Genomic DNA, 20,582 nt, shown 5'->3' with positions numbered 1-20,582 from the left:
TTGATGGTGCATTTGTTTTTAGCCCACTTTGTAGCAGACCATGGATTTACGGATAACGCAAAGATCAGACATTACAAAGGTTACAAACTCATCGAACACATCATTTGGTCGATTTTTGCGTTCCTTGCGTTCACATTCGACACACTACTCAAGAGCACAAGGGGTATCGTCGTTTTACTCACAATGATAGCCATTCACGTTGCAGGTGATATTATAAGAACAAAGATTCAATCTGACAGGATGAAATTACACATCCTTGAACTTTCAGAATTAGTTGTCGCACTGATTCTGAATTTTCTGGTAGCGGATTTGTTTGTCTATTCGTACATATCAAAGGAATTTGCGTTGTATTTGCTCGGGATGGCTGTCGTAACAATGGCAGTGACTTATGTCTTCAAGAATTTTTATCCCGGGGATGAGAATTACAACGATTTGGACGGGATTTCCGAACGATTGGCTTTTTACGTATTTTTCCTTGGCAAAAGCTATTGGTTGGCTATACTTTCACTGGCACTCGGTTTTCTCTACAAATTTTGGAAACGTGAGCGAACAAATCTCTACACTTGGTGGATAAGCCCTTTATCTGCGATTGTGATTACCGTGATTTGGAAAATGTTGATATTTTAAAACCAATCAATGAAGTAATTGGGAGTCAACTATGCAAAATTAAATTTTTGTTTTGAGTGTGAGATAGCATAATCAATATTGAACTTCTCTTTCTTTCTCAACATTGCGTACAACGTTCGCAATAACTTGTGTACTACTGACATTATCGCTTTTTTGTACGGTATACCTTGCTGCCTTTTTCGTTCATAGTATGTTCGGAAATATTCGTTGTGAATCACTACACTCACTGCCATTAGCCATAGTATTCGTCTTAGGTGGGCATTGCCCCTTTTCGATATGTGTCCTTCTACTTTGCTTTTGCCTGATTGGGCAATGCTTGGATCGAGTCCACAATACGCAATGAGTTTTTTGTATGTACTAAATCTTGAGATATCTCCAACTTCTGCCAAGAAATGCATCGCGCTGTTTTCACCAATACCTGGTATTGACGTGAGTATCTCGATATCAAGGTTTATCGCACTACATTCGCAATATTCTTTCATCATCTTGTCGTATTCTTCAAGCTGTTGCTGTAAAAATTGTAGTTCTTTGATATTTTGCACAAGAATCTTTTCTTTCATCGGCCAATATTGAGCAATCGAGTTATTAGCGAGTTCTTTAAGTTTTTGAGCATTAAGTTTTGTACTTCTGCCACGGTCTTTGGAAAAGAACACATCCAGATTACGAGCCTTTTGAATAGCCTTGGCAGAAGGGAAATGAGAAAGAAGATTGAGGATAGTGTCACTGTAGATATTGGTAACTCTTTCGAGTTCAGGGAAAAGAACGTTGAGCAGTTTTTCGATATTGCCTTTAACTTTTGCGATGCGGTGGATAATGTTTTCGCGTGCTCTGACAATATCACGAAGCTCAGAGTTGACAAAAGCAGAAGAAGGAATTTGATGTTGTAGGTAAAACAAAGCAGTAGCGATAATGCGAGCATCGATTTTGTCGGTTTTGGTCTTTCGAAGAGAAGCAAAGTTTTTAACAGTTAGAGGATTAAAAACAGCGCAAGCAAAGTCGTTGGAAGAAAGGAAAGCCAGAAGGTTGAGATGATAACAGCCAGTAGATTCCATAGCGATGATGATGGATTGTTTTGGGAAGGCAGAGAGTTTGTTTGCGAAGGAGGAAAAGCCTTGCTGGGACATATCGAAAGAAGATTCGAAGATGATGGAACTGGGATTAGAGATAGCGCAGACGTTGAACTTATCCTTGGAAACATCGATGCCGACGAAAACAGGGAAGTTATCCATGAAAAATCCTCCTTTCGAATGATGAGGGCAGGGAGCCTGCTGAACCAATCCTCCATGCTGACGAGGGCTGAAAGCCCAACCAACTAATCATGGTTAAAGGCAGGCAACAGACTCCTTAAATGGCTTAAAAGCCAAGGTGACATAAGTTGTCCTGCCCTCAATTTTTTTAAGCTAAATTATTTATACCATATTTTTATGTAGGAGGTGCTCTTTGTGAGAGTTTCTTTGGAATGGCTTAATCAGTACATCGATGTTAGCAAAGAAGAAGTTTCCGATTATTTGCCAAAGCTGGGCTTTGATGTTGGTGAGGAAGGTCCTGTCTTTCCACTTCGTGGTCCAATCGTTGTTGGGCGTATCGAAAGTGTCGAGAAGCATCCACAGGCTGATAAGTTGGTCGTTTGTAAGGTGAATATTGGTAATGAATATAGAACTATACTGACGGCAGATCTTTCCGTGCAACCTGCTAAGTACGTGTATGTCGCGCTGCAAGGGGCAAGGCTTGTAAGCGGTTTGGAAATCGAAGAAAAGGTCATGCGCGGTGTCCCTTCACAGGGTATGATGTGTTCCTTGGAGGAATTGGGACTCGAACAAAAAAGCGAACATGTTTATATGACTGATGAGCAATTACCGCTCGGGGCAGATGTTATCAAGTTGCTCGGTTTAAACGACTGGTACTTTGAGATGGAAATCACTCCAAATCGTCCGGATGTGCTCTCGTACTTCGGAGTTACAAGGGAACTCTCTGCGGGATTGAAACGTAGACCGCACTTTCCCATACCGGCTGTTAAAAGTGCACAAGGAAACGATAGAGTTGATGTTTACATAGAGACCGAAGGATGCTGGAGGTACACGGCAAGGGTAATCAGAAACGTCAAAGTTGGTCCAAGCCCGGTGTGGATGCAAAAGAGATTGATTGCATCAGGAATCAGACCAATAAACAACATTGTTGATATAACGAACTATGTGATGCTTGAAACTGGGCATCCGGTTCACGCATTTGACCTTGCGAAGCTAAGCGGAAGAATCGTTGTTAGGGACGCAAGACCGGGAGAAAAGATGTTACTATTAGACGGGAAGACCTATGAATTTTCTGGAGGAGAGGTGCTCATAACCGACGGGGAGAAACTCCTTGCACTCGGTGGAATCATGGGTGGAGAAGAATCCGGAATATCAGAAGGCACAACGGATGTACTATTGGAAGTTGCTATGTTTGATCCTGTCAGAATAAGGAAAGCATCCAGAAGACTTGGCGTGTCTTCCGATTCTTCGTACAGGTTCGAAAGGGGTGTTGATTTCGATGATGCACTCTACGTTATTGAAAGGCTCTCGCAATTAATTGAAGAACTTGCCGAAGGCGTACCTTCTAAAGAGATAGTAGACAACTACCCACGGAAGATAGAACAGAAGAAGATATTTGTGCCCAAGCATTATTCAAGAAAAGTGCTCGGCATAGAGATTAAACACATCGGAGAATACATAGAGCCGCTGGGATTCGAGGTAGAGGAGACAAAAGACGGCTACGAAGTTTATGTCCCATCGTTTAGGTACTTTGATATCTCACTCCCAGAAGACATAATGGAGGAAGTCGGCAGAATTCATGGATACGAACATCTCCATGCCGAACCGCCAAGGATGCTTGCAATAGAACATGGCAGGAGCGAGAAGCAAAAACGAAGATTCGAAATTAAGACACTCATGACGTCAATGGGTTTCAATGAATCCAACACGCTTTCGTTTGCTGCTAGCAAGATTATAGAGCAGTTTGACATAAATGGTAAAGGTGTTCCTGTAAGTAATCCGATCATTTCCGATTTCGACACGATGAGGCCTTCGCTCCTTTATGGATTACTTGATTCACTTTCCTACAACTACAAGCGCCAAATCAAAGACGTCAGGCTCTTTGAAGTTGGTAAGGTCTTTTCGGTTGCTTATGGAAAACCACATGAGCAAGAGGCACTTGGCTTTGTCGCAACGGGAAGAGAATCGGTTAAGGACTACACCGACAAACGGACAGTTTCGTTCTATACGATGAAAGGCGTGTTAGAAGAACTTTTTGAGCACTTTGGTTTGGTAGTCGAGTTCAAAAGAATTGAAAAGAAAGGTTTTGTCTCGACTGTAACTGCGGGAATTTATCACAAAGGTCAGATGATAGGCTTCGTAGGCCTTCTGGACCCGGAGCTTTCCGATAAACTTTACGACGTCAAAGACGAGATTTACGCCGGAGAGATTTACCTTGAGGCTATCTACTCAGCCCAAGAAAAGCGTGTCTACCAGCCATTACCTCAATTCCCGTACGTGCGAAGGGATGTTTCTTACCTTATCCCGATTGGACACGAAATCGAGAGTGTGTTGAAAATCTACAAAGAGAATCCTCTCGTTGAAGAAGTGGGAATTGACGATATTTACAGAAAAGTTGGCGATGAATTCTACAGTGTAACAATCTATGCGAAATTTAGACATCCAGAAAGAACGCTAAGCGATGAAGAGGTGGACCTTGCACTTGAGGATATAAAAGCGAGGATCAAAAACGAATGTGGGATCAATCCAAGGTTTTGATAATCTGACCAGATGCATAGATTAACGTAAATGGGGAGAAAGGGGGGAAGCTTGTGAGTTTTAATCCGAAAGATAACGACTTTGGAAAGATGATCTCTGCAGGACGAGATTTTTTAAAATCAAATTGGGAAATTTTAGAGAGGTACGTAAGCGACCAAAGAAAAGGGATTGAAATGCCCCCTTTTGAAAAGCCGTACCAGAAAGACGCATTTTTGATAAAGCTGCCGGATTTTAAAGACATTGCAGATTTCAAGAAGAAAAGCTTGTTTGAGGCTATCGAGAATCGAAAAAGTCACAGGAAATACGACGGTAAACCTTTAAGATTAGAAGAACTTTCGTTCCTGCTTTGGACTACGCAGGGTATAAGGAATGTAACTCCAAAAGCTACATTTAGAACGGTTCCTTCAGCTGGAGCGAGGCATCCCTTTGAAACGTATCTTTACGTTATAAACGTCGAAGGACTGGAAGAAGCAGTGTACAGATATTTACCTCTCGAACATTCTTTGATTTTACATCGGAAGGATAGATATCTGAGGGAAGAGATTATCCACGCGACGTTAGAACAAGAATTCGTCGGTCAATCGTCCGTTGTGTTCATCTGGACGGCTGTACCTTACAGAACGGAATGGCGGTACGGTCCTGCATCGCATAAAGTGATACTTTTGGATGCGGGGCACGTTTGTCAAAATCTCTACCTTGCGTGTGAAGCGATAGAAGCTGGAACGTGCGCGATAGCTGCGTATTCTCAAGAGCTCATGGACAGGTTTCTTGGTGTAGATGGACAAGATGAAATGGTCGTTTATCTTGCACCTGTGGGAAAAATTTCAAAAGGATAAGATCTGGAGGCTGATATGAGGAATGGAGTTGTAAAAGAATACACTTTGAAAGATAAGTTCATAGCTGTTTTTTGGCTTTTAACTCTTACGTTTTTGTGGGGACTGACCTTTCCCATCCAAAAGCTCGTGCTCAATAAAGAAGTTTCCCCATTTCTGTACAATGCGATCCGGTTTTGGATCGCAACTTTTTTATCGGCGCTTCTTTTTAGAAAATCCGACTGGAAGCGCGGAAGTATACTGGGGTTAGTCATGGCTATCGCATACGCTACACAAACCTGGGGATTGACGATAACTACGTCCACGAAGAGCGGGTTTATCACTTCGCTGTATATAGTCATCGTACCGTTTTTTTCTTACCTCGTTGAACATGAGAAAGTGAGAAAACTTCAAGTTGTCGGCTTTACTGGAGCTCTGATTGGAATGTACATGCTTAGTGGTGGAATCAGTGGCTATAACTTCGGAGATTTTCTTACAACAATTTGCGGTGTCATGTACGCACTACATGTTGTTTTGATAACAAAGTACTCAAAGCAGGTCAGTGAATACGCTTTGCTAACTCCACAGTTCTTCACAGTGGCGCTCTTAAACACGATATTTAACTTGTTTTACCAGAGTGGTAGCGACAAGTGGTCGTTCTCTTTAAATGCGCTCTTTGTTGCGACCTTTACAGCAGTAACAGCCACAATCGTTGCGATAATTATCCAAGCGAAGTATCAGAAAGTTGTAGGTAGCAATATTTCGGCTCTCATATTTGTTGGCGAGCCTCTCTTTGCGATGATTCTATCTGTTCTAATTCTAAAAGAGCATCTGACCGCACTACAACTCATTGGAGGTTTGCTTATGGTCGTTTCAATAATACTAGGTGTATTGAATTTAAGTGAGAGAGAACCTGAGATGATGGAAAGGCAGGGTTAAATGCAAGGATGGGGGAGAGTAAGAAACGTGAGCTTTGGATCGACTATACCAGAGGTACAGCGCTGATAATGGTTGTCTTAGCACACTCGCAGGTTCCTGAGAAGATGTTCGCGTTTATCTCGTATGTGATCGTCGTCTTCCCTTTCTTGTCTGGTTATTTGATGAAGGCTTTGAGCTTCAGGGAATTTTTCAAAAAGCGCATCACAATGGTCATATCTTATTACTACATAGGGTTGATCGGTTACATAGTATGGATAATTACCGTTCCGGAAGGTTTTAGAAAGGCTGACAACCTAACCTATCTGAAGAACTTTCTTTTGGTTAGGACGGATCTGCTTGATCAAATTCCGCTTACAATCGTACCACTGTGGTATTTGATTTTTCTTTTCGTAGCAGAGTTTTTCTTTTTGCTGTTTAGTAAATTTCAAATACTTCCATACACGCTGGCTCTCGGGATCTTTCTAAGATTTATTCAACCAGGTGCGCTTCCTTTCAAGGTCGACGTAGCATTTTCCGGGCTTTACATGTTCTGGCTTGGAAAGTTGGTGAAAGAAAAGAAGAAGGATTTTGAGAGGTACTTGGGAGTAATTGGCTTTACCGGATTGATTGTTTGGACGTTAGTTGCTCTGTTTGTTGATGGTACTTCGTGGAATATGGATCATTACGGAATCAACCCCATACTAACACTTGCTGGTGAGCTTGGAACGGCGATGTTCTTTCTTTGGATAGGTAAAGATATTGAACAATTTGCTATCAACTCGACAAATAAGGATGGTTTAATGCGTAGGTTCATTGCAAAATACGTACTTTATATTCCAAAACTTTTCTCAGATAACGCCATTTTCGCCTTTGGGTACCACATATTGATTGGCGGTTTAGTGGTGCTGTTCACTATGGCTTTAGGTTTTGTTGTTACCGAAGAGACGTTACGACAATACTGGTACATCGCCTTCGCGTTAACTTTCGGAGCGATGACAATGTTAATGGTGCTATTACCAAATTCTGTGAAGTTACTTTTAACCCAGCCGGATCTGTTTGTGAACGGACTTAGGAAAGAGAGGAGTTCTGAGAAATGATAACAATTAAGAACCTTTCGATATCCTTTCCAGAAAAAACGCTCTTTTCGAGTTTCAATGCTACCGTACTCTCGAGAGACAGGATAGGTCTGATGGGGAAAAACGGCAGTGGAAAGAGTACGTTGTTGAAGGCGATTGCGGGAATTTTCAAAGACTATCAGGGAGAAATAACGGTCCAAGGTAAAGTGCTTTACATGGACCAATACAGAACTTTTGAAGCAAAGACGCCTTACGAGTACTATATGAAAGTTGCCGATACACCAGAGAAACAAAAGCAAGTGCGGAGTATACTGAAGGGATTAGGTTTTCCGGAAGAGGATTGGGAGAGGGATATTTCAACATTCAGCGGTGGGGAAAGAACGAAATTGCAGTTGGGCAGGCTTTTTGTTGAAGACCCTGATTTTCTGCTGTTGGATGAGCCTACAAACTTTCTTGATATCGAGAGCATAGAGTTTCTGAAAGAATTGCTGAGAACGTTCCGCGGAGGGTATATAATCATCTCGCACGATAGGGATTTTCTCAGAAATACATGCGAGAAGTTTTGGGAGATAAACAACGAGCGCATCTGGGTTTTCGACATGGGCTTCGATAGTTACCATTTGGAGAGGCAAAGGATCATGGAAACTCAAAGAAGACAACTCGCGAATATCCAGCGTGAAATTGAGCGGTTGAGAACGATAATAGACAGGTACAAGAAGTGGGGCAGGGAAAAGTTCACAAAGCAAGCAAAAAGTAAAGAAAAAATGCTTGAAAAGATGCTCGAAGAGCTTGAAAATATGCCAAACCTTTACATTGAGGAAGAGGAGAAAAATATAAGCATTCCGGAACCTGACAACACTGGATACGTTGTTCTTGAGGTCAAAAACGTCTCTTGGAATAATTTACTGAGGAATGTTTCGTTCACCGTGTATCAAGGAGACAAATTAGCGATTGTTGGACCAAATGGCTCTGGTAAAACAACGCTACTGAAGATTATAACTGGGCAGATTAATTACACCGGACAAGTAATTTCTGGATACAATGTAAAAGCCGTTTACCTTGAACAGTTCGTAGACCAACTTGATTTGGAAAATACTGTATTCGACGAGTTGTTTGAGGAAATGCCTGACAGACCGGACTACGTCATCAGGGCATACGCCGGCAGATTTGGATTTCGTGGCGAAGATGTCTTCAAAACGGTTAGCGATTTGAGTGGTGGTGAAAGGCAGATACTTGCATTGGCGAAAGTCTTGCTGAGAAAACCAAACGTTCTTATTCTGGACGAGCCGACGAACCACATGGATTTGGAAACGGTAGAAGCCCTTGAATCGGCACTTAAGGAATATAAAGGGTCAGTTCTGCTGGTCTCTCACGACCTCGAGCTGATTAGAAATGTCTGCAATAGGTTCTTCACCATCAAAAACGGTGAACTAGTTGAATCGAACGAGCCGGTATTTTTTGCCAAAGAAAAAAAGAAGGTTGAGAAGGAGAAGAATGTGGATTTTGAGGAGAAAAAGAAGCTGAGAAATCAGCTGAAAAGCTGGAAGAAACAAGTCGAAGACTTGAAGGCAAGAGAAATGCAGATAACAGATCTGCTAAACGATTTGGAAAGACGGATGCACATAGAACAAGACTACGTTAAACTGATGGAACTGATGAGTGAAAAGGAACAATTGGAAGAAGAATTGCTGACGATAATTGAAACTTCCGAAGAACTTGAAAGAAAGATAAGGGAGTTAGAAGCCACGGACAGTTAAAAAATTCTTTGCTAAGAAGGTGAGAATGTCGTATGGGCAAGTTTAAACAAGAAGATCACAAGTTGACCTTTCGCGTGAGCGAAGATATCTTGTTAGAATTACCTGAAGAAGATGTAATGTACTTTTCTGAAAGAAAAATCACGAAAGCAAAACCTGTTGTACTGGTGTTTTCTGTTGAGGAAGATGATAGGATAGAAAAGATAGGATTTGTTGAATTCGATTTGAGGGTTCTGAATAGGAACGCTTATATAACTTACTATGTGTCACCGGTGTGGCGTGGTAGGGGATTGGGAAAGCTCATGCTGAAAAAGGCCTTTGATTTTGCCTTTAGGGAGCTCAATCTTCACAGAATCACCGCAGAAGTGTATGAGTACAATGAACGTTCGCTAAAGTTACTCGAAGGCTTAGGCTTTCACAGGGAGGGAATACTCAAGGAAGCAAAATACCACGATGGACGGTACTGGGATATAATTATCTTAGGAATGCTTAGAGAAAACTGGAAAGATCGGTAAACGACACAGATGATTTAGAAGGTGAGAGTATGGATGGTAAAGATGGTAGAAAAGAACTGATACTTGGTGCACACATGCCCATTGGTGGTGGATTTGCAAGGGTACCAAGAGAGACCGTGGAGATAGGTGGAAACGCATTCCAAATCTTTCCTCACAATCCGCGTCAGTGGAAGGCAAAACTACCGTCTGATGACGATGTGGTTCATTTTTTGCGTGATGTTAAGAAGTACAAGCTCAACCCGGAGAATTTTATGTGTCACGCAGGCTATCTTGTAAACATAGCGAGTCCAAAGGAAGACATTTGGGAAAAGTCGGTTGAGTTACTTATCATAGAGGCGAAGATATGCGCAAGACTTGGAATAAAGTATTTGAACATACATCCGGGAAGTCATCTGGGATTGGGTGAGAAAGAGGGCATTGAAAAGGTTGCGCGCGCTTTGAACATAGTTATGGAAAAGGAAAAGAACGTCCAGATACTACTCGAGAACGTTGTTAAAAAGGGCGGGAACATAGGTTACAACTACGCACAGATGCGAGAGATAATAAGCCTTTGCAAATATGAAGACAGAATTGGATTGACCTTTGATACTTGCCACGGTTACGACGCAGGCTACGATGTAACAACAAAGGAAGGCATCAGGAACTTACTGGAGGAAATTGAACGCGAAGTGGGAATAAAAAGACTGAAATTCGTCCACCTCAACGACACGAAGAACGAACTCGGTTCGCAAAAGGACAGGCATGAGAATATAGGAAACGGCAAAATCGGCGAAAAGCTCGAAGTGTTTTTATCAGAGCCAGTTTTCAATTCACTACCGCTGATTTTAGAAACCCCCGGCGACAATCCGGAACACGCAGAGGATATAGCGAAGGTTAAGGCTATCTGGAAAAAGATAGATTGTTGAGCTTTCAAATAAACGAAAGTCGAGGTGCAATTCTAATATGCCAATTTCAAATGATGAAATGGAGTTTCATGAAAGGTTCAAAGCCCCTATCGACGTTGTCTGGAAGGCATTCTATAACCCGAATGGCTGGGATCCTTGGTTTACAGATGGTATGAAGATAGATGAGGATAGCGGAGAGATATACTTCCGCTGGTTCAGGCTTACCGACGGACAAGTGGTTACGGACACGGGCAGAATCGTCAGTGTCGTTCACAAACGTATCTTTTCCTTCTGGTGGTACGAATACGAGGACGGTTATCGCTCGTTCGTTGAGCTATCTTTTCAACCAACAAGCGAAGATGAGACAATTGTAACCGTTAAGGATAGGACGTTTGTAAAAGATGAAAACGAGCTCCACATAAGGTACGGCTGTGCGTACGGTTGGGGACAGATGCTCTTGCTTGCCAAGGTGTATGTGGAGCGAGGCCTTATACTTATATGAAAACCATGATAATATCTCTTAGGGGGGATTCAAGTGAAAGCCTCTATAATTCTTAACGGGAACTCTAATGGTACGATGTACATAACCGGTGAACTTATCGTTGCCGTCGATGGTGGGGCGGAAGAATTGAGAAGAAGAAAAATAATACCACACGTGCTTATTGGTGATATGGATTCCGTTACAGATGATACGCTCGAATATTTTGAGTTAAATGGCGTCAAGATCTACACGTATCCTGCAGAAAAGGACGAGACCGACCTTGAACTTGCGCTCAACTACGTTTTCAAGCACGGAGCAACGGAAGTTGAGATATTGAATTGGCAGGGTGAAAGAATCGATATGTTGCTTGCGATGATAGGCCTTATGAGCAAGTACGACAACGTGGTAGCGATATCCGACAAGTGCGAAGTTGGTGTTATTAAAGCTGGCCAGAAAGGTACACAAACGCTAAAAGCTATCGCCGGAGAGCTGTGGTCATTCGTACCGCTTTGCCATGCGGAGTTTTCAATAGAAGGTTTCAAGTATCCGTTCAGTGGAAGCATGGATATAACTACTCCGATTGGTGTTAGCAACGTGGCTCTAAGCGACATGGTGAAAGTAGAAGTGAAAAATGGTAAGGTGGTGTTCGTGCGTTGGAAGAAAAAGCCGCTGTGAAAAAGGTTGTCATATTTGGCGCCACGGGTTCGATAGGAACTCAAACGGTCGATGTAGTAAAGCAGCTCGGAGGTTTTGAGGTTGTCGGTATTTCTTTTGGTTCAAACATCGAAATAGCGTCGAGAATCATGCGAGATTTAGGTGTGGAATACTACTTTTCTAAAAAAGATATCGGCTTTGGTAAGCGGTGTCAAAGTGTTGATGAATTGTTGGAAAAGACATCTCCCGATATCGTGGTCTGCGCGATTCCGGGATTTGAAGGGGTTAAGACCACATTTTCTGCGCTAAGGTACGCAAAAAGAATAGCACTTGCAACGAAAGAAGCGTTGGTCTGCGCAGGTCCATTCGTGAAAGACTTAGCTCGAGAAAATAATGTCGAACTTATTCCTGTTGATAGTGAACACTCCGCGATTTTCCAACTCTACGAACCACATATCGAAAAAATTCTCATAACAGCCTCCGGAGGTGCAGTTCGCGACGTCCCTCTGGAAAGAATATCCGAGCTAAAACCTTCCGACATCCTTAAACATCCGACGTGGAGTATGGGTGGTCGAATTACAGTTGACTCGGCAACTATGGTAAATAAACTTTTTGAGGTGATCGAAGCACACGAGTTGTTCAACTTAGAATACGGTAGAATCGATGTAAAAATCAACCGCTTGAGTTTCATTCACGGGATTGTCTTTTTGAAAGATGGGGTTATAAAAATCCACGCTGGGAAACCGGACATGAGGATACCAATTGCGTATGCACTTACCTATCCCGAAAGGAAGTACCACTCGTACGTGGCAGACGTTGAGGAGTTTGACCTTACGTTGTTTGACGTTGAACGTGAACGTTATCCACTCTTTTTCTACGGTTTGGAACTGACAAAAGATAATGACGATCTGGCATGGAGAATCGCACTGAACGCAGCTGATGAGGTGGCGGTTAACGCATTTCTTAACAGGGAAATAATGTTCACAGATATTGAAAAAGTAGTTAGAATGACTATTGAATATATCTTAAAGCAAAACATAAGCGTACAGTCAATCGAAGATGTCTACGAGATTGACAATTTGGCAAGAAGCTATGCGCTGAATTATGTAGAGAAGGAGGTCAAGAAATGAGCGTAATTATCAACATAATGGCATTTATTTTGGTGTTCATCTTTATCGTAGTTGTTCACGAATTTGGTCACTATCTGTTTGCCGTTTTATTCGGTGTAAAAGTTCACGAGTTCGCAATTGGGTTTGGCCCTGCGATTTACAGGAGAAAGGGCAAAAAAACAGATTTTAGAATTAATGTATTTCCTCTTGGTGGGTACGTCAGATTGAAAGGTGAGGATCCGGAAGAACAGGAAGACCCAGATTCACTTTACGGAGTTGCCGCCTGGAAGCGTTTTCTCATCGTACTTGCAGGCCCTGTATTTTCGATTTTGGCAGGTTATCTTTTATTTGTACTGATAATTTCCGGTTGGGGGTACACACCTATCATCATTGATAAAGTTATTCCAGGTTCACCTGCCCAGCAAGCGGGACTTCAACCGGACGATATAGTTTTGAAACTGAACGGGAAGCATGTCTTCGATACGACAGATATGACGAGTATAATCCGAAAAGGTAAACCGCTCACCTTGGAAGTGCTCAGAAACGCTGAACGAATAACGGTAAAAGTCACACCAGCACTTACTCAAAAGGAATACTTCGTGTATCTAAAGGACGTCAAAGGAGACATAGGCGGGAAAGTCGAGAGTGTTAATAACATTCCGTTTGAAAGGTACATGGCGAAATATCAAAAAGAATACGTCACGATAAAATCCGAAGTTGGTGAGCTGAAAGGTTTACTGGACAACGTCTCCGTTTTACCGGAAAGATACGCAATAGGTATCTACTACGGTCAGTTTTCGAATGTCTTTGCGAAAGACAACGAACTTTTTAAGAAAGGGGATAAACTGCTCAAAGTGGAGGATATGGAAGTCCAATCAACCAACGACTTAATGGACGTGGTAACGGCTCTTGGCTTGAAACCGGATGAACTTTACATACAATTCAGTGGCGACAAAGTGACTCAAGTGCTAAGACCACTCCCTGAGATGACAAAGGTTCTTTATGAATCAAACGGTACGCAAAAAGAAGTAATCGTTTCGAAAGAAAAGCTCTTAAGCGTACTTTCCGTTCCCGGAGTGCTCGAAGTAAAAGCTCCCAAACTCAAACCGCGTGGACTGGAAGCAATTTCCGTTTCAGTAGCGCGTAGCAACAGGCTCGCACTTTACATTTGGAAAACGTTACCGGGAGTGTTCTTGGGAAGGAATCTTCAGGAAGTTTCAGGACCAGTGGGTGTAGTACAAGTTATCGGACAAGCGGTGCAGTTCGGTTTGGAAACGATTCTTACGGTTGTTGCAATAATAACGATAAACTTAGGTATATTCAACCTCTTCCCACTACCGGCGTTGGACGGCGGCAGGATCATATTTGCACTTGCCGAGATGATTTCCAGAAGGAAGATAAACAGGAACGTTGAAAACCTGATACACACTGTGGGATTTTTCCTACTTTTGGGTTTCCTTTTCTTCATGACGTTCGTGGACATCAGTAGGCTCTTCACAAGATAGGTAACACTGAAAGGTGTGGTACAGTTGCTGAACAGAAGAAATTCAAGACCAGTCAAGGTGGGGAATATCGTTATTGGAGGGAACGCACCGATAGTAATACAATCGATGACAAATACCGACACGAAAGATATCGAAAAAACTGTTAAACAAATCAAGGCTTTGGTTGAAGCAGGCTGCGAAGTTGTTAGAGTGTCTTTGCCTGATATAGATAGTGCTCGGAAAGTTGGCATCATCAAGGAAAGATTAAGGCAAGAGAACGCGGATGTCCCGTTAGTGGGAGACATCCACTTCGATTATAGAATCGCTCTTGAGGCTATAAATCAAGGTATCGATAAAATTAGGATCAATCCTGGAAACATAGGGGATGAGTCGAAAGTTGTTGAGGTAGTGAAGGCTGCAAAGGAGCGCGGTATTCCCCTGAGAGTTGGTGCCAACAGTGGCTCGCTACCTAAGGACTTGGAACACTTACCAAAGTCCCAAGCGTTGGCGGAAAGTGCACTGAGAGAAGTGAGAATATTGGAAAAGCACGGGTTCTACGATATAGTTATTTCCGTTAAAAGTTCCGATGTTGTTGAAACGATAGAGGCGAACAGGCATATTGCTAAACTTGTCGATTACCCGCTCCACGTAGGTGTGACAGAAGCAGGTACTATTTACAATTCCTTGATAAAATCGTCGGTAGCACTTGGAGTACTGATACTTGATGGTATAGTAGATACATTAAGAATTTCAATTGCCGGAGACCCGGTGAACGAAGTAATTGCTGCAAAGAAACTTCTAACAGCACTACACTTAAGAAGGGGACCAAACGTAGTTGCATGTCCCACTTGTGCGAGGACGGTCTTTGATGTAGAGTCTGTGGCTTTAGAAGTGGAAAAACTCGTTGCACATATACAAGAAGATATCACAATCTCCGTATTAGGTTGTGTGGTAAATGGTATAGGAGAAGGCAAAGATGCGGATGTCGGAATCGCAGGTGTAAAGGATGGTGTTGTTGTTTTCTATAAAGGAGAAATAATGGGGACTTACAAATTCGATGAAGGTTTGATAAAATTAAAGGAACTGGTAGCACAAGCGTTGGAGGAAAAGAAAGGTATTGAGAGAGGTCAAGAAGTTTGAAGGTTTCTTGCTAAGGGGGAATGAAACGTGAATATACTCCTTGTCAACGACGATGGTGTCACCGCTCCTGGTATACTGTGTGCAGCTAGGTATCTAAGCAAAGAACACTACGTGATAGTAAGCGCTCCAGAATCTGAACAGAGCGCAGTTGGACACGGTATAACGTTGAGATTTCCACTCTGGGCGAGGAAATTGGATATAAACGAGCCATTCGAAATGTATGCAGTCAGCGGAACGCCAGCCGATTGTGTCAAGATAGGTCTGGATGTTATATACAAAGACAAAGGGATAGTTCCAGATGTCGTAATCAGTGGAATAAACCGTGGTGAAAACCTTGGAACCGATGTTGTATACTCAGGAACGGTGAGCGGTGCTCTTGAAGGCGCTATCGCTGGTATACCTTCTATCGCCATATCGGTAGCTGACTTTAAAGACCCGCTGTACGACACTGGTGCAAAATTTCTTGTGAAATTCCTTAGAGAGTTCGACTTAAAACTCATCCCCAGATTCACGGCTTTAAACATCAACGTTCCATCGATACCTTACAAGCAAGTAAAAGGTTGGAAGCTCACAAGGCAGAGCAAACGCAGGTATGAGGATTACTTTGAAAAGCGCTTAGACCCATACGGTAGAGAGTACTACTGGATGCTCGGTGATATAATAGAAGATGACCCGGATCCGAGGGCTGATTACAAGGCGCTCGCTGAAGGTTATATATCAGTAACACCTATAACTATATTCATGACGAATGAAAAACTGCTTGAAGAATTGGAGGGAATCTATGGTGAAGGTCAGGATTTTGGGAGATCCGATACTTAGAAAAAAGGCACAACCGGTAAATGATTTTGCACAGGTCCGTGCGATTTTAGAGGAATTTAAAATGACGATGTACGCAGAAGATGGAGTAGGACTCGCTGCACCTCAGGTTGGGTTATCTTTGCGTTTCTTTGGGATGGACGATGGTAGCGGTTTTAAAATGGTTGTTAATCCTGAAATAATAGAGCATTCCGATGAGAAGGAACTTGGAGAAGAAGGCTGTTTGAGTATTCCAGGTGTTTTCGCCGATGTCTGGAGATTCAAATGGGTGCGCGTGAGATATCAAGACGAACATGGGACATACCACGAAGAACTTCTTGAAGGTTACCCTGCACGCATATTCCAGCACGAATATGACCACCTTGATGGTGTCTTATTTATCGACCATCTCGATACAAAAACACGAACGGCTCTATCACAGCAACTGAAAAAGATAATGGAAGAAAGAAAAAGGGAAATGACAAAATAAAAAGAAATAAAAAGAAAAATTAAGAGTATTAAAGTTATTTGCATAATTTAGACTCTTGTGTTATAATACGTCCGAGGACCGAAGTTGGTTTGCTCGGAGGTGATTCAAATGGAAAAGAAAGTAGTGAAGAATTTTACGTTGACTTACGAACTCGATATTCTCAACAAGAAGATCAAGCTCAACGGGTACCCGGAAGAAGATTTGAAAGACTTTTTGCCTAAGCTGAAGGCTTCTGATGATGTTATCTCCCAGATGCTTTACAAAGACATCGTAGAGAATGCAATAACAGAGATGCGTGTTATGGCATGGTCTGGAATGGATATCAAAGAATGGTTGAAAGACGTAGGAGTAGAAGCTCAGGAGTGAGAAAGTCCTAAAGCCAGTAAAAAATGAAGAAAATCAAAATGGAAGCGGGCAGAACGCCCGCTTTCTCTTTCTTTATGTTCTCTTGTTTGTGCTATAATATCCTTAGTCTCGGAGGTGGTACTTATGGTACGTTCAGAGGAACACGTTGACAGAAAATCCTCGTTTTTAGTAGCTTCCGTAATCTTAGGAGTAGCATTCGTAATCGGCATGTCTATCTTTGGATATTTCTTCTATATTTCAAAATTACCGCAAAAGACACTTTCAGTAACTGGAAGTGCAAGGGAACTGGTTGTCTCAGATGTCGCAAAGTGGGGATCGAGTTACTCAGTTAAAGTACCAGAATCCAAGTTAAACTATGGCTTTAGACTGATGAAAGAGCATGAGAAAAAGGTGTTGGATATCTTTGAGAAGAATGGTATAAATAAAGATGAAATCACCTTGTCGGCGATAAGCGTATCGGAGATGTACGTTGAACCAACGCAAGTTGTTGAAAGACAGTACGTTTTGACGCAGTTCATCAACGTTCAAACTAACGACGTTGATGGCATAGCACAAAAGGTTAAGAACATAACACAGGAGATCTTGGATTTGGGAGTGGCATTCCAGGCAAACCCGGTGGAGTACTATTATTCAAAGTTGGCAGAAAAGCGGGTTCAACTGCTTTCAAGTGCCGTTCGAGATGCAAGAAGGCGTGCAGAAGAGATTGCCAAAAGTGGAGGGCTGCACGTAGGAAAGGTGATTAGTGCAAAGAGTGGAGTTGTCCAAGTGCTCGCACCAAACAGTGTCGAAGTGAGTGATTACGGTACGTATGATACATCGACAAAAGAGAAGGAAATAATGGTTACAGTCAATGTTGTGTTCGAGGCGAAATAACATTTAGAAAGCCAACAATATTCTTGAGAAAAGAACCAGAAGGAGGCGTGGACATGAGAGACTATATGGCTGAGTACAGAAAGTGGCTTGAAAGCCCGTACGTCGATGAAAAGACAAAGGAAGAGTTAAGAGCTTTAGAGGGAAACGAAGAAGAGATAAAAGAAAGATTCTTGTTTGACTTAGAGTTCGGAACTGCTGGATTAAGAGGAAAGATAGGTGCCGGAACGAACCGTATGAATATCTACACCGTTTCGCAGGCAACCCAAGGGCTTGCAGACTATATCAACAACCGTGGAGAAGATTACGCAAAGCGTGGTGTAGTGATCGCTTACGATGTAAGACGTATGTCGAAAGAATTCGCAAGGATTACAGCCCAGGTGCTCGCTGCAAATGGTATACAGGTGTATCTATTTGATGATATCAGGCCAACTCCTGTGCTTTCCTTTGCCGTCCGATACCTTGGAACGGCTTCTGGTATCGTTATTACCGCAAGCCATAATCCACCCGAGTACAACGGATACAAGGTCTACTGGGAAAAAGGCTCGCAGATTACCGATGATATAGCAAAACCCATTGAGGAAAACATAAGGAAGATAACAGATTTCGGGATGATAAAGAAAATGGATTTTGATGAAGCTTTAGCGAAGGGATTAATAAGGATAGTCGGTTCAGAAGTTGACAACGCTTACTTTGAAAAGGTGCTCTCGTTGGCACTTTGCGATGACATAGATAAGAACATCTCCATCATTTACACACCGCTCCACGGAACAGGTGGACGATTTGTAAGACATGTGCTTGAAAAGCGAGGCTTTACGAACTATTTCATAGTTCCTGAACAAGAACAACCAGATGGAGAATTTCCAACTGTTGAGTACCCAAATCCGGAGGACTTGAAAGCGTTCAACCTTGCGCTCGAGTATGCCAAAAAGCGTGATGCAGATATTGTTCTTGCAACGGATCCGGATGCGGATAGAAACGCAGTCATGGTCAAGTGCAATGGTGAATACGTAGCGTTGAACGGTAACCAGACCGGTGCATTGCTAATAGAATACTTGCTCTCTCAGAGAAAAAGGAAAGGAATACTTCCGAAAAACGGCATCATTATCAAGTCAATAGTTACGGGAGACCTCGGAAAACTTATCGCCAAAACTTACGGTGTTGAGACATTCGAAACACTGACAGGATTCAAAAATATATGCGGTCTTGAGAATGAACTTGAGGGAAAGTATTCGTTCCAATTTGGATACGAAGAGAGCATAGGGTACGTGACAGGTGATTTCGTCAGGGACAAAGATGGTGTGATGATGTCGATGATTATCTCGGAAATGGCAGCGTACTACAAAAAGCAAGGTAAGACGCTTTTAGATGTGCTTGAATCACTTTATAAAACGTATGGTTACTATCTTGAGGACAACTTTTCTCTGATCTACGAAGGACTGAAGGGAATGGAAAAGATTAAGCGTATTATGGAGGTCTTTAGAAAGAAATATCCAAAGGAAATCGGGACGTTGGACTTAGTCAAATACATAGATTACTTAGAAAGAAAAATATACGATGCTCACGGAAAAGAAATAGGAGAAGTTGAAAAGCACATCCCATCTTCAAACGTCCTTAGATTCTTCCTGAGCGACGGTTCATGGTATGCGATAAGACCGTCTGGTACGGAACCGAAGTTAAAGGTCTACATTTATACAGTCGACAAAGTGAAAGAAGAGGCAAAAAAGAAACTGTCTGTTATAAAAGATACTATATTGAAACTCATAGCCGAAGCTTGAAAATTCAACAACAAATCTTCACACCTTGACAGATTATTAACCGTGGTGGTATAATATCCCACGGAGCCGGGGTGGCGGAATTGGCAGACGCAGCGGACTTAAAATCCGCTGGGAGTTAGACTCCCGTGTCGGTTCGACTCCGATCCCCGGCACCAGGTGGGAGTAATCAAATGAAGGCTAATATAGATAGACGTCGCGGGGTAGAGCAGTCTGGCAGCTCGTTGGGCTCATAACCCAAAGGTCGTGGGTTCAAATCCCACCCCCGCTACCAGAAAAGAACCGGGCACAAGAAGTGCCCGGTTTTTATTTTTTTGGTTAAATGGAGTTTGGTAAGCACATTCACCTGATTTTAAAAGCTAAAAGCTAAGCTTTGCTCTTTTAATTCTGGCTTCCTGGAATGTACAACGAGAATTTTTCTGCGAAGTTGACATACGTAGTTTCAGTTAATTGAACAACCTTTGTTGGATGGAATCTCAATCCAACACCGAAGACGAGTAGGTAAACCTTACCTGCCTTTCCTACTGTTATCGTAGCATTTGGAGGAACGATTATATCGTAATTCGTTTTTATCCTCGGTTCTTTGAAGTAGAAGAACCTGTAATTTGAAAGTCCAGGTTTTAGCTCACCACTGAAGTACGTTTTTTGGCTATCCTTTATTGAAAACCAGCTACTTTCGTTGCCTGTTACAAAAACCATGAAATAACCAGTTGTGGGATCGTCGTTTATCGATACGAGTACCTTTTCGAAATCGTAACCGAACTCTCGCAAGTAGTTTGCCGCAGCGATATATTTATCAACTAAAGAATTTGGTGCAAGGAGTTCTTTGATTCTTTCATTTTCCGATTTCATTTCAGTAACCTTTGCATCCACGTAACTTTTTAGCTCATCGTATTTTTTTAGGATCTGTGTGTAGCGTATGAAGTTTCCAACCGAGAGAATCACCGAAACAACAACAATTAAGAAGAACAACATGCCGAAAAAAGAAGAAAAATCTCTTGCTCTTTTCTTTTTAGTCACAGGCACCTCTTATCACTCCCAAAGGAA

General features: G+C 42.3%; 20 protein-coding genes and 2 tRNA genes. 20 read left to right on the top strand and 2 right to left on the bottom strand.

All coding sequences use genetic code 11. The features are described 5' to 3' along the window. The first annotated feature begins 3 nt into the window (after window positions 1-3). Window positions 4-627 carry a hypothetical protein gene (locus tag CBS1_RS04000; RefSeq protein ID WP_033191951.1) on the top strand — a complete coding sequence of 208 codons (624 nt, stop codon included), beginning with the start codon at window positions 4-6 and terminating at the stop codon, window positions 625-627. Window positions 628-656: 29 nt separating this feature from the next. Here the strand turns inward: CBS1_RS04000 and CBS1_RS03995 are convergent, their stop codons facing one another. Beyond that, window positions 657-1,856, bottom strand: coding sequence for an IS110 family RNA-guided transposase (locus tag CBS1_RS03995; RefSeq protein ID WP_236938522.1), 1,200 nt, complete (start codon window positions 1,854-1,856; stop codon window positions 657-659). Between the two features lie 213 nt (window positions 1,857-2,069). Between CBS1_RS03995 and pheT the strand changes: the two genes are divergently transcribed. The 19 genes from pheT to CBS1_RS03900 all read left to right on the top strand — a co-directional run bounded on the left by pheT (window position 2,070) and on the right by CBS1_RS03900 (window position 19,809). Next, window positions 2,070-4,412, top strand: coding sequence for a phenylalanine--tRNA ligase subunit beta (pheT, locus tag CBS1_RS03990; RefSeq protein WP_033191950.1), 2,343 nt, complete (start codon window positions 2,070-2,072; stop codon window positions 4,410-4,412). Between the two features lie 53 nt (window positions 4,413-4,465). Beyond that, window positions 4,466-5,248, top strand: coding sequence for a SagB/ThcOx family dehydrogenase (locus CBS1_RS03985; RefSeq protein WP_236938338.1), 783 nt, complete (start codon window positions 4,466-4,468; stop codon window positions 5,246-5,248). 15 nt (window positions 5,249-5,263) lie between these two features. Next, a complete protein-coding gene (locus tag CBS1_RS03980) occupies window positions 5,264-6,163 on the top strand; it encodes a DMT family transporter (RefSeq protein ID WP_090222890.1) in 900 nt (299 codons plus the stop codon). 8 nt (window positions 6,164-6,171) lie between these two features. Next, window positions 6,172-7,239 (top strand): acyltransferase family protein, encoded by a 1,068-nt coding sequence (locus CBS1_RS03975; protein WP_090222888.1) that lies wholly within the window; start codon window positions 6,172-6,174, stop codon window positions 7,237-7,239. After that, window positions 7,236-8,975 (top strand): ribosomal protection-like ABC-F family protein, encoded by a 1,740-nt coding sequence (gene abc-f, locus CBS1_RS03970; protein WP_033191947.1) that lies wholly within the window; start codon window positions 7,236-7,238, stop codon window positions 8,973-8,975. Before CBS1_RS03975 ends, abc-f begins: the two co-directional genes overlap by 4 nt. 32 nt (window positions 8,976-9,007) lie before the next feature. Then, a complete protein-coding gene (locus CBS1_RS03965) occupies window positions 9,008-9,487 on the top strand; it encodes a GNAT family N-acetyltransferase (RefSeq protein ID WP_090222886.1) in 480 nt (159 codons plus the stop codon). Window positions 9,488-9,516: 29 nt separating this feature from the next. After that, entirely contained in the window at window positions 9,517-10,392 is an 876-nt protein-coding gene (locus tag CBS1_RS03960; RefSeq protein WP_033191945.1) for a deoxyribonuclease IV, read from the top strand. Window positions 10,393-10,429: 37 nt separating this feature from the next. Continuing rightward, a complete protein-coding gene (locus tag CBS1_RS03955; protein WP_090222885.1) occupies window positions 10,430-10,873 on the top strand; it encodes an SRPBCC family protein in 444 nt (147 codons plus the stop codon). A gap of 33 nt (window positions 10,874-10,906) precedes the next feature. Then, window positions 10,907-11,527 (top strand): thiamine diphosphokinase, encoded by a 621-nt coding sequence (locus CBS1_RS03950; RefSeq protein WP_090222883.1) that lies wholly within the window; start codon window positions 10,907-10,909, stop codon window positions 11,525-11,527. Beyond that, window positions 11,506-12,636 (top strand): 1-deoxy-D-xylulose-5-phosphate reductoisomerase, encoded by a 1,131-nt coding sequence (dxr, locus tag CBS1_RS03945; RefSeq protein ID WP_090222882.1) that lies wholly within the window; start codon window positions 11,506-11,508, stop codon window positions 12,634-12,636. The genes CBS1_RS03950 and dxr overlap by 22 nt, the downstream gene beginning before the upstream one ends. Then, a complete protein-coding gene (locus CBS1_RS03940; protein WP_052107188.1) occupies window positions 12,633-14,120 on the top strand; it encodes a site-2 protease family protein in 1,488 nt (495 codons plus the stop codon). Before dxr ends, CBS1_RS03940 begins: the two co-directional genes overlap by 4 nt. A gap of 27 nt (window positions 14,121-14,147) precedes the next feature. Then, window positions 14,148-15,239: a flavodoxin-dependent (E)-4-hydroxy-3-methylbut-2-enyl-diphosphate synthase gene (gene ispG, locus CBS1_RS03935; protein ID WP_407918653.1), complete on the top strand. Its 1,092-nt coding sequence runs from the start codon at window positions 14,148-14,150 to the stop codon at window positions 15,237-15,239. 27 nt (window positions 15,240-15,266) lie between these two features. After that, entirely contained in the window at window positions 15,267-16,058 is a 792-nt protein-coding gene (gene surE / locus CBS1_RS03930; protein ID WP_033191942.1) for a 5'/3'-nucleotidase SurE, read from the top strand. Further along, on the top strand, window positions 16,021-16,524 hold the full coding sequence (gene def / locus CBS1_RS03925) for a peptide deformylase (protein WP_033191941.1): 504 nt from the start codon (window positions 16,021-16,023) through the stop codon (window positions 16,522-16,524). Before surE ends, def begins: the two co-directional genes overlap by 38 nt. Before the next feature lie 108 nt (window positions 16,525-16,632). Continuing rightward, window positions 16,633-16,890 carry a hypothetical protein gene (locus tag CBS1_RS03920; RefSeq protein WP_033191940.1) on the top strand — a complete coding sequence of 86 codons (258 nt, stop codon included), beginning with the start codon at window positions 16,633-16,635 and terminating at the stop codon, window positions 16,888-16,890. Between the two features lie 123 nt (window positions 16,891-17,013). Beyond that, window positions 17,014-17,763, top strand: a complete 750-nt coding sequence (locus CBS1_RS03915; protein WP_033191939.1) for an SIMPL domain-containing protein — start codon at window positions 17,014-17,016, stop codon at window positions 17,761-17,763. A gap of 53 nt (window positions 17,764-17,816) precedes the next feature. Further along, entirely contained in the window at window positions 17,817-19,538 is a 1,722-nt protein-coding gene (locus CBS1_RS03910; RefSeq protein WP_090222879.1) for a phospho-sugar mutase, read from the top strand. A 65-nt stretch (window positions 19,539-19,603) separates the two neighbouring features. After that, window positions 19,604-19,693: transfer RNA gene (locus tag CBS1_RS03905), tRNA-Leu, on the top strand. A 39-nt stretch (window positions 19,694-19,732) separates the two neighbouring features. Further along, a tRNA-Met gene (locus CBS1_RS03900) sits at window positions 19,733-19,809 on the top strand. A 107-nt stretch (window positions 19,810-19,916) separates the two neighbouring features. On the opposite strand, the gene CBS1_RS03895 is transcribed toward CBS1_RS03900, so the two are convergent. Beyond that, complete coding sequence (locus CBS1_RS03895) at window positions 19,917-20,561, bottom strand: hypothetical protein (RefSeq protein WP_052107187.1); 645 nt, start codon at window positions 20,559-20,561, stop codon at window positions 19,917-19,919. Window positions 20,562-20,582 lie beyond the last annotated feature (21 nt).

Source organism: Fervidobacterium changbaicum (genome assembly GCF_004117075.1).
GTDB classification, from domain to species: domain Bacteria; phylum Thermotogota; class Thermotogae; order Thermotogales; family Fervidobacteriaceae; genus Fervidobacterium; species Fervidobacterium islandicum.
This window is presented reverse-complemented; position numbering and strand designations above follow the sequence as displayed.

Coding starts and splice junctions, on each gene's coding strand:
- CBS1_RS03980 (WP_090222890.1), top strand. CDS start 5,264: ATGAGGAATGGAGTTGTAAAAGAATACACTTTGAAAGATAAGTTCATA.
- def (WP_033191941.1), top strand. CDS start 16,021: ATGGTGAAGGTCAGGATTTTGGGAGATCCGATACTTAGAAAAAAGGCA.
- CBS1_RS04000 (WP_033191951.1), top strand. CDS start 4: ATGGTGCATTTGTTTTTAGCCCACTTTGTAGCAGACCATGGATTTACG.
- CBS1_RS03940 (WP_052107188.1), top strand. CDS start 12,633: ATGAGCGTAATTATCAACATAATGGCATTTATTTTGGTGTTCATCTTT.
- CBS1_RS03965 (WP_090222886.1), top strand. CDS start 9,008: ATGGGCAAGTTTAAACAAGAAGATCACAAGTTGACCTTTCGCGTGAGC.
- CBS1_RS03960 (WP_033191945.1), top strand. CDS start 9,517: ATGGATGGTAAAGATGGTAGAAAAGAACTGATACTTGGTGCACACATG.
- CBS1_RS03910 (WP_090222879.1), top strand. CDS start 17,817: ATGAGAGACTATATGGCTGAGTACAGAAAGTGGCTTGAAAGCCCGTAC.
- CBS1_RS03915 (WP_033191939.1), top strand. CDS start 17,014: ATGGTACGTTCAGAGGAACACGTTGACAGAAAATCCTCGTTTTTAGTA.
- CBS1_RS03975 (WP_090222888.1), top strand. CDS start 6,172: ATGGGGGAGAGTAAGAAACGTGAGCTTTGGATCGACTATACCAGAGGT.
- abc-f (WP_033191947.1), top strand. CDS start 7,236: ATGATAACAATTAAGAACCTTTCGATATCCTTTCCAGAAAAAACGCTC.
- CBS1_RS03955 (WP_090222885.1), top strand. CDS start 10,430: ATGCCAATTTCAAATGATGAAATGGAGTTTCATGAAAGGTTCAAAGCC.
- CBS1_RS03920 (WP_033191940.1), top strand. CDS start 16,633: ATGGAAAAGAAAGTAGTGAAGAATTTTACGTTGACTTACGAACTCGAT.
- CBS1_RS03995 (WP_236938522.1), bottom strand. CDS start 1,856: ATGGATAACTTCCCTGTTTTCGTCGGCATCGATGTTTCCAAGGATAAG.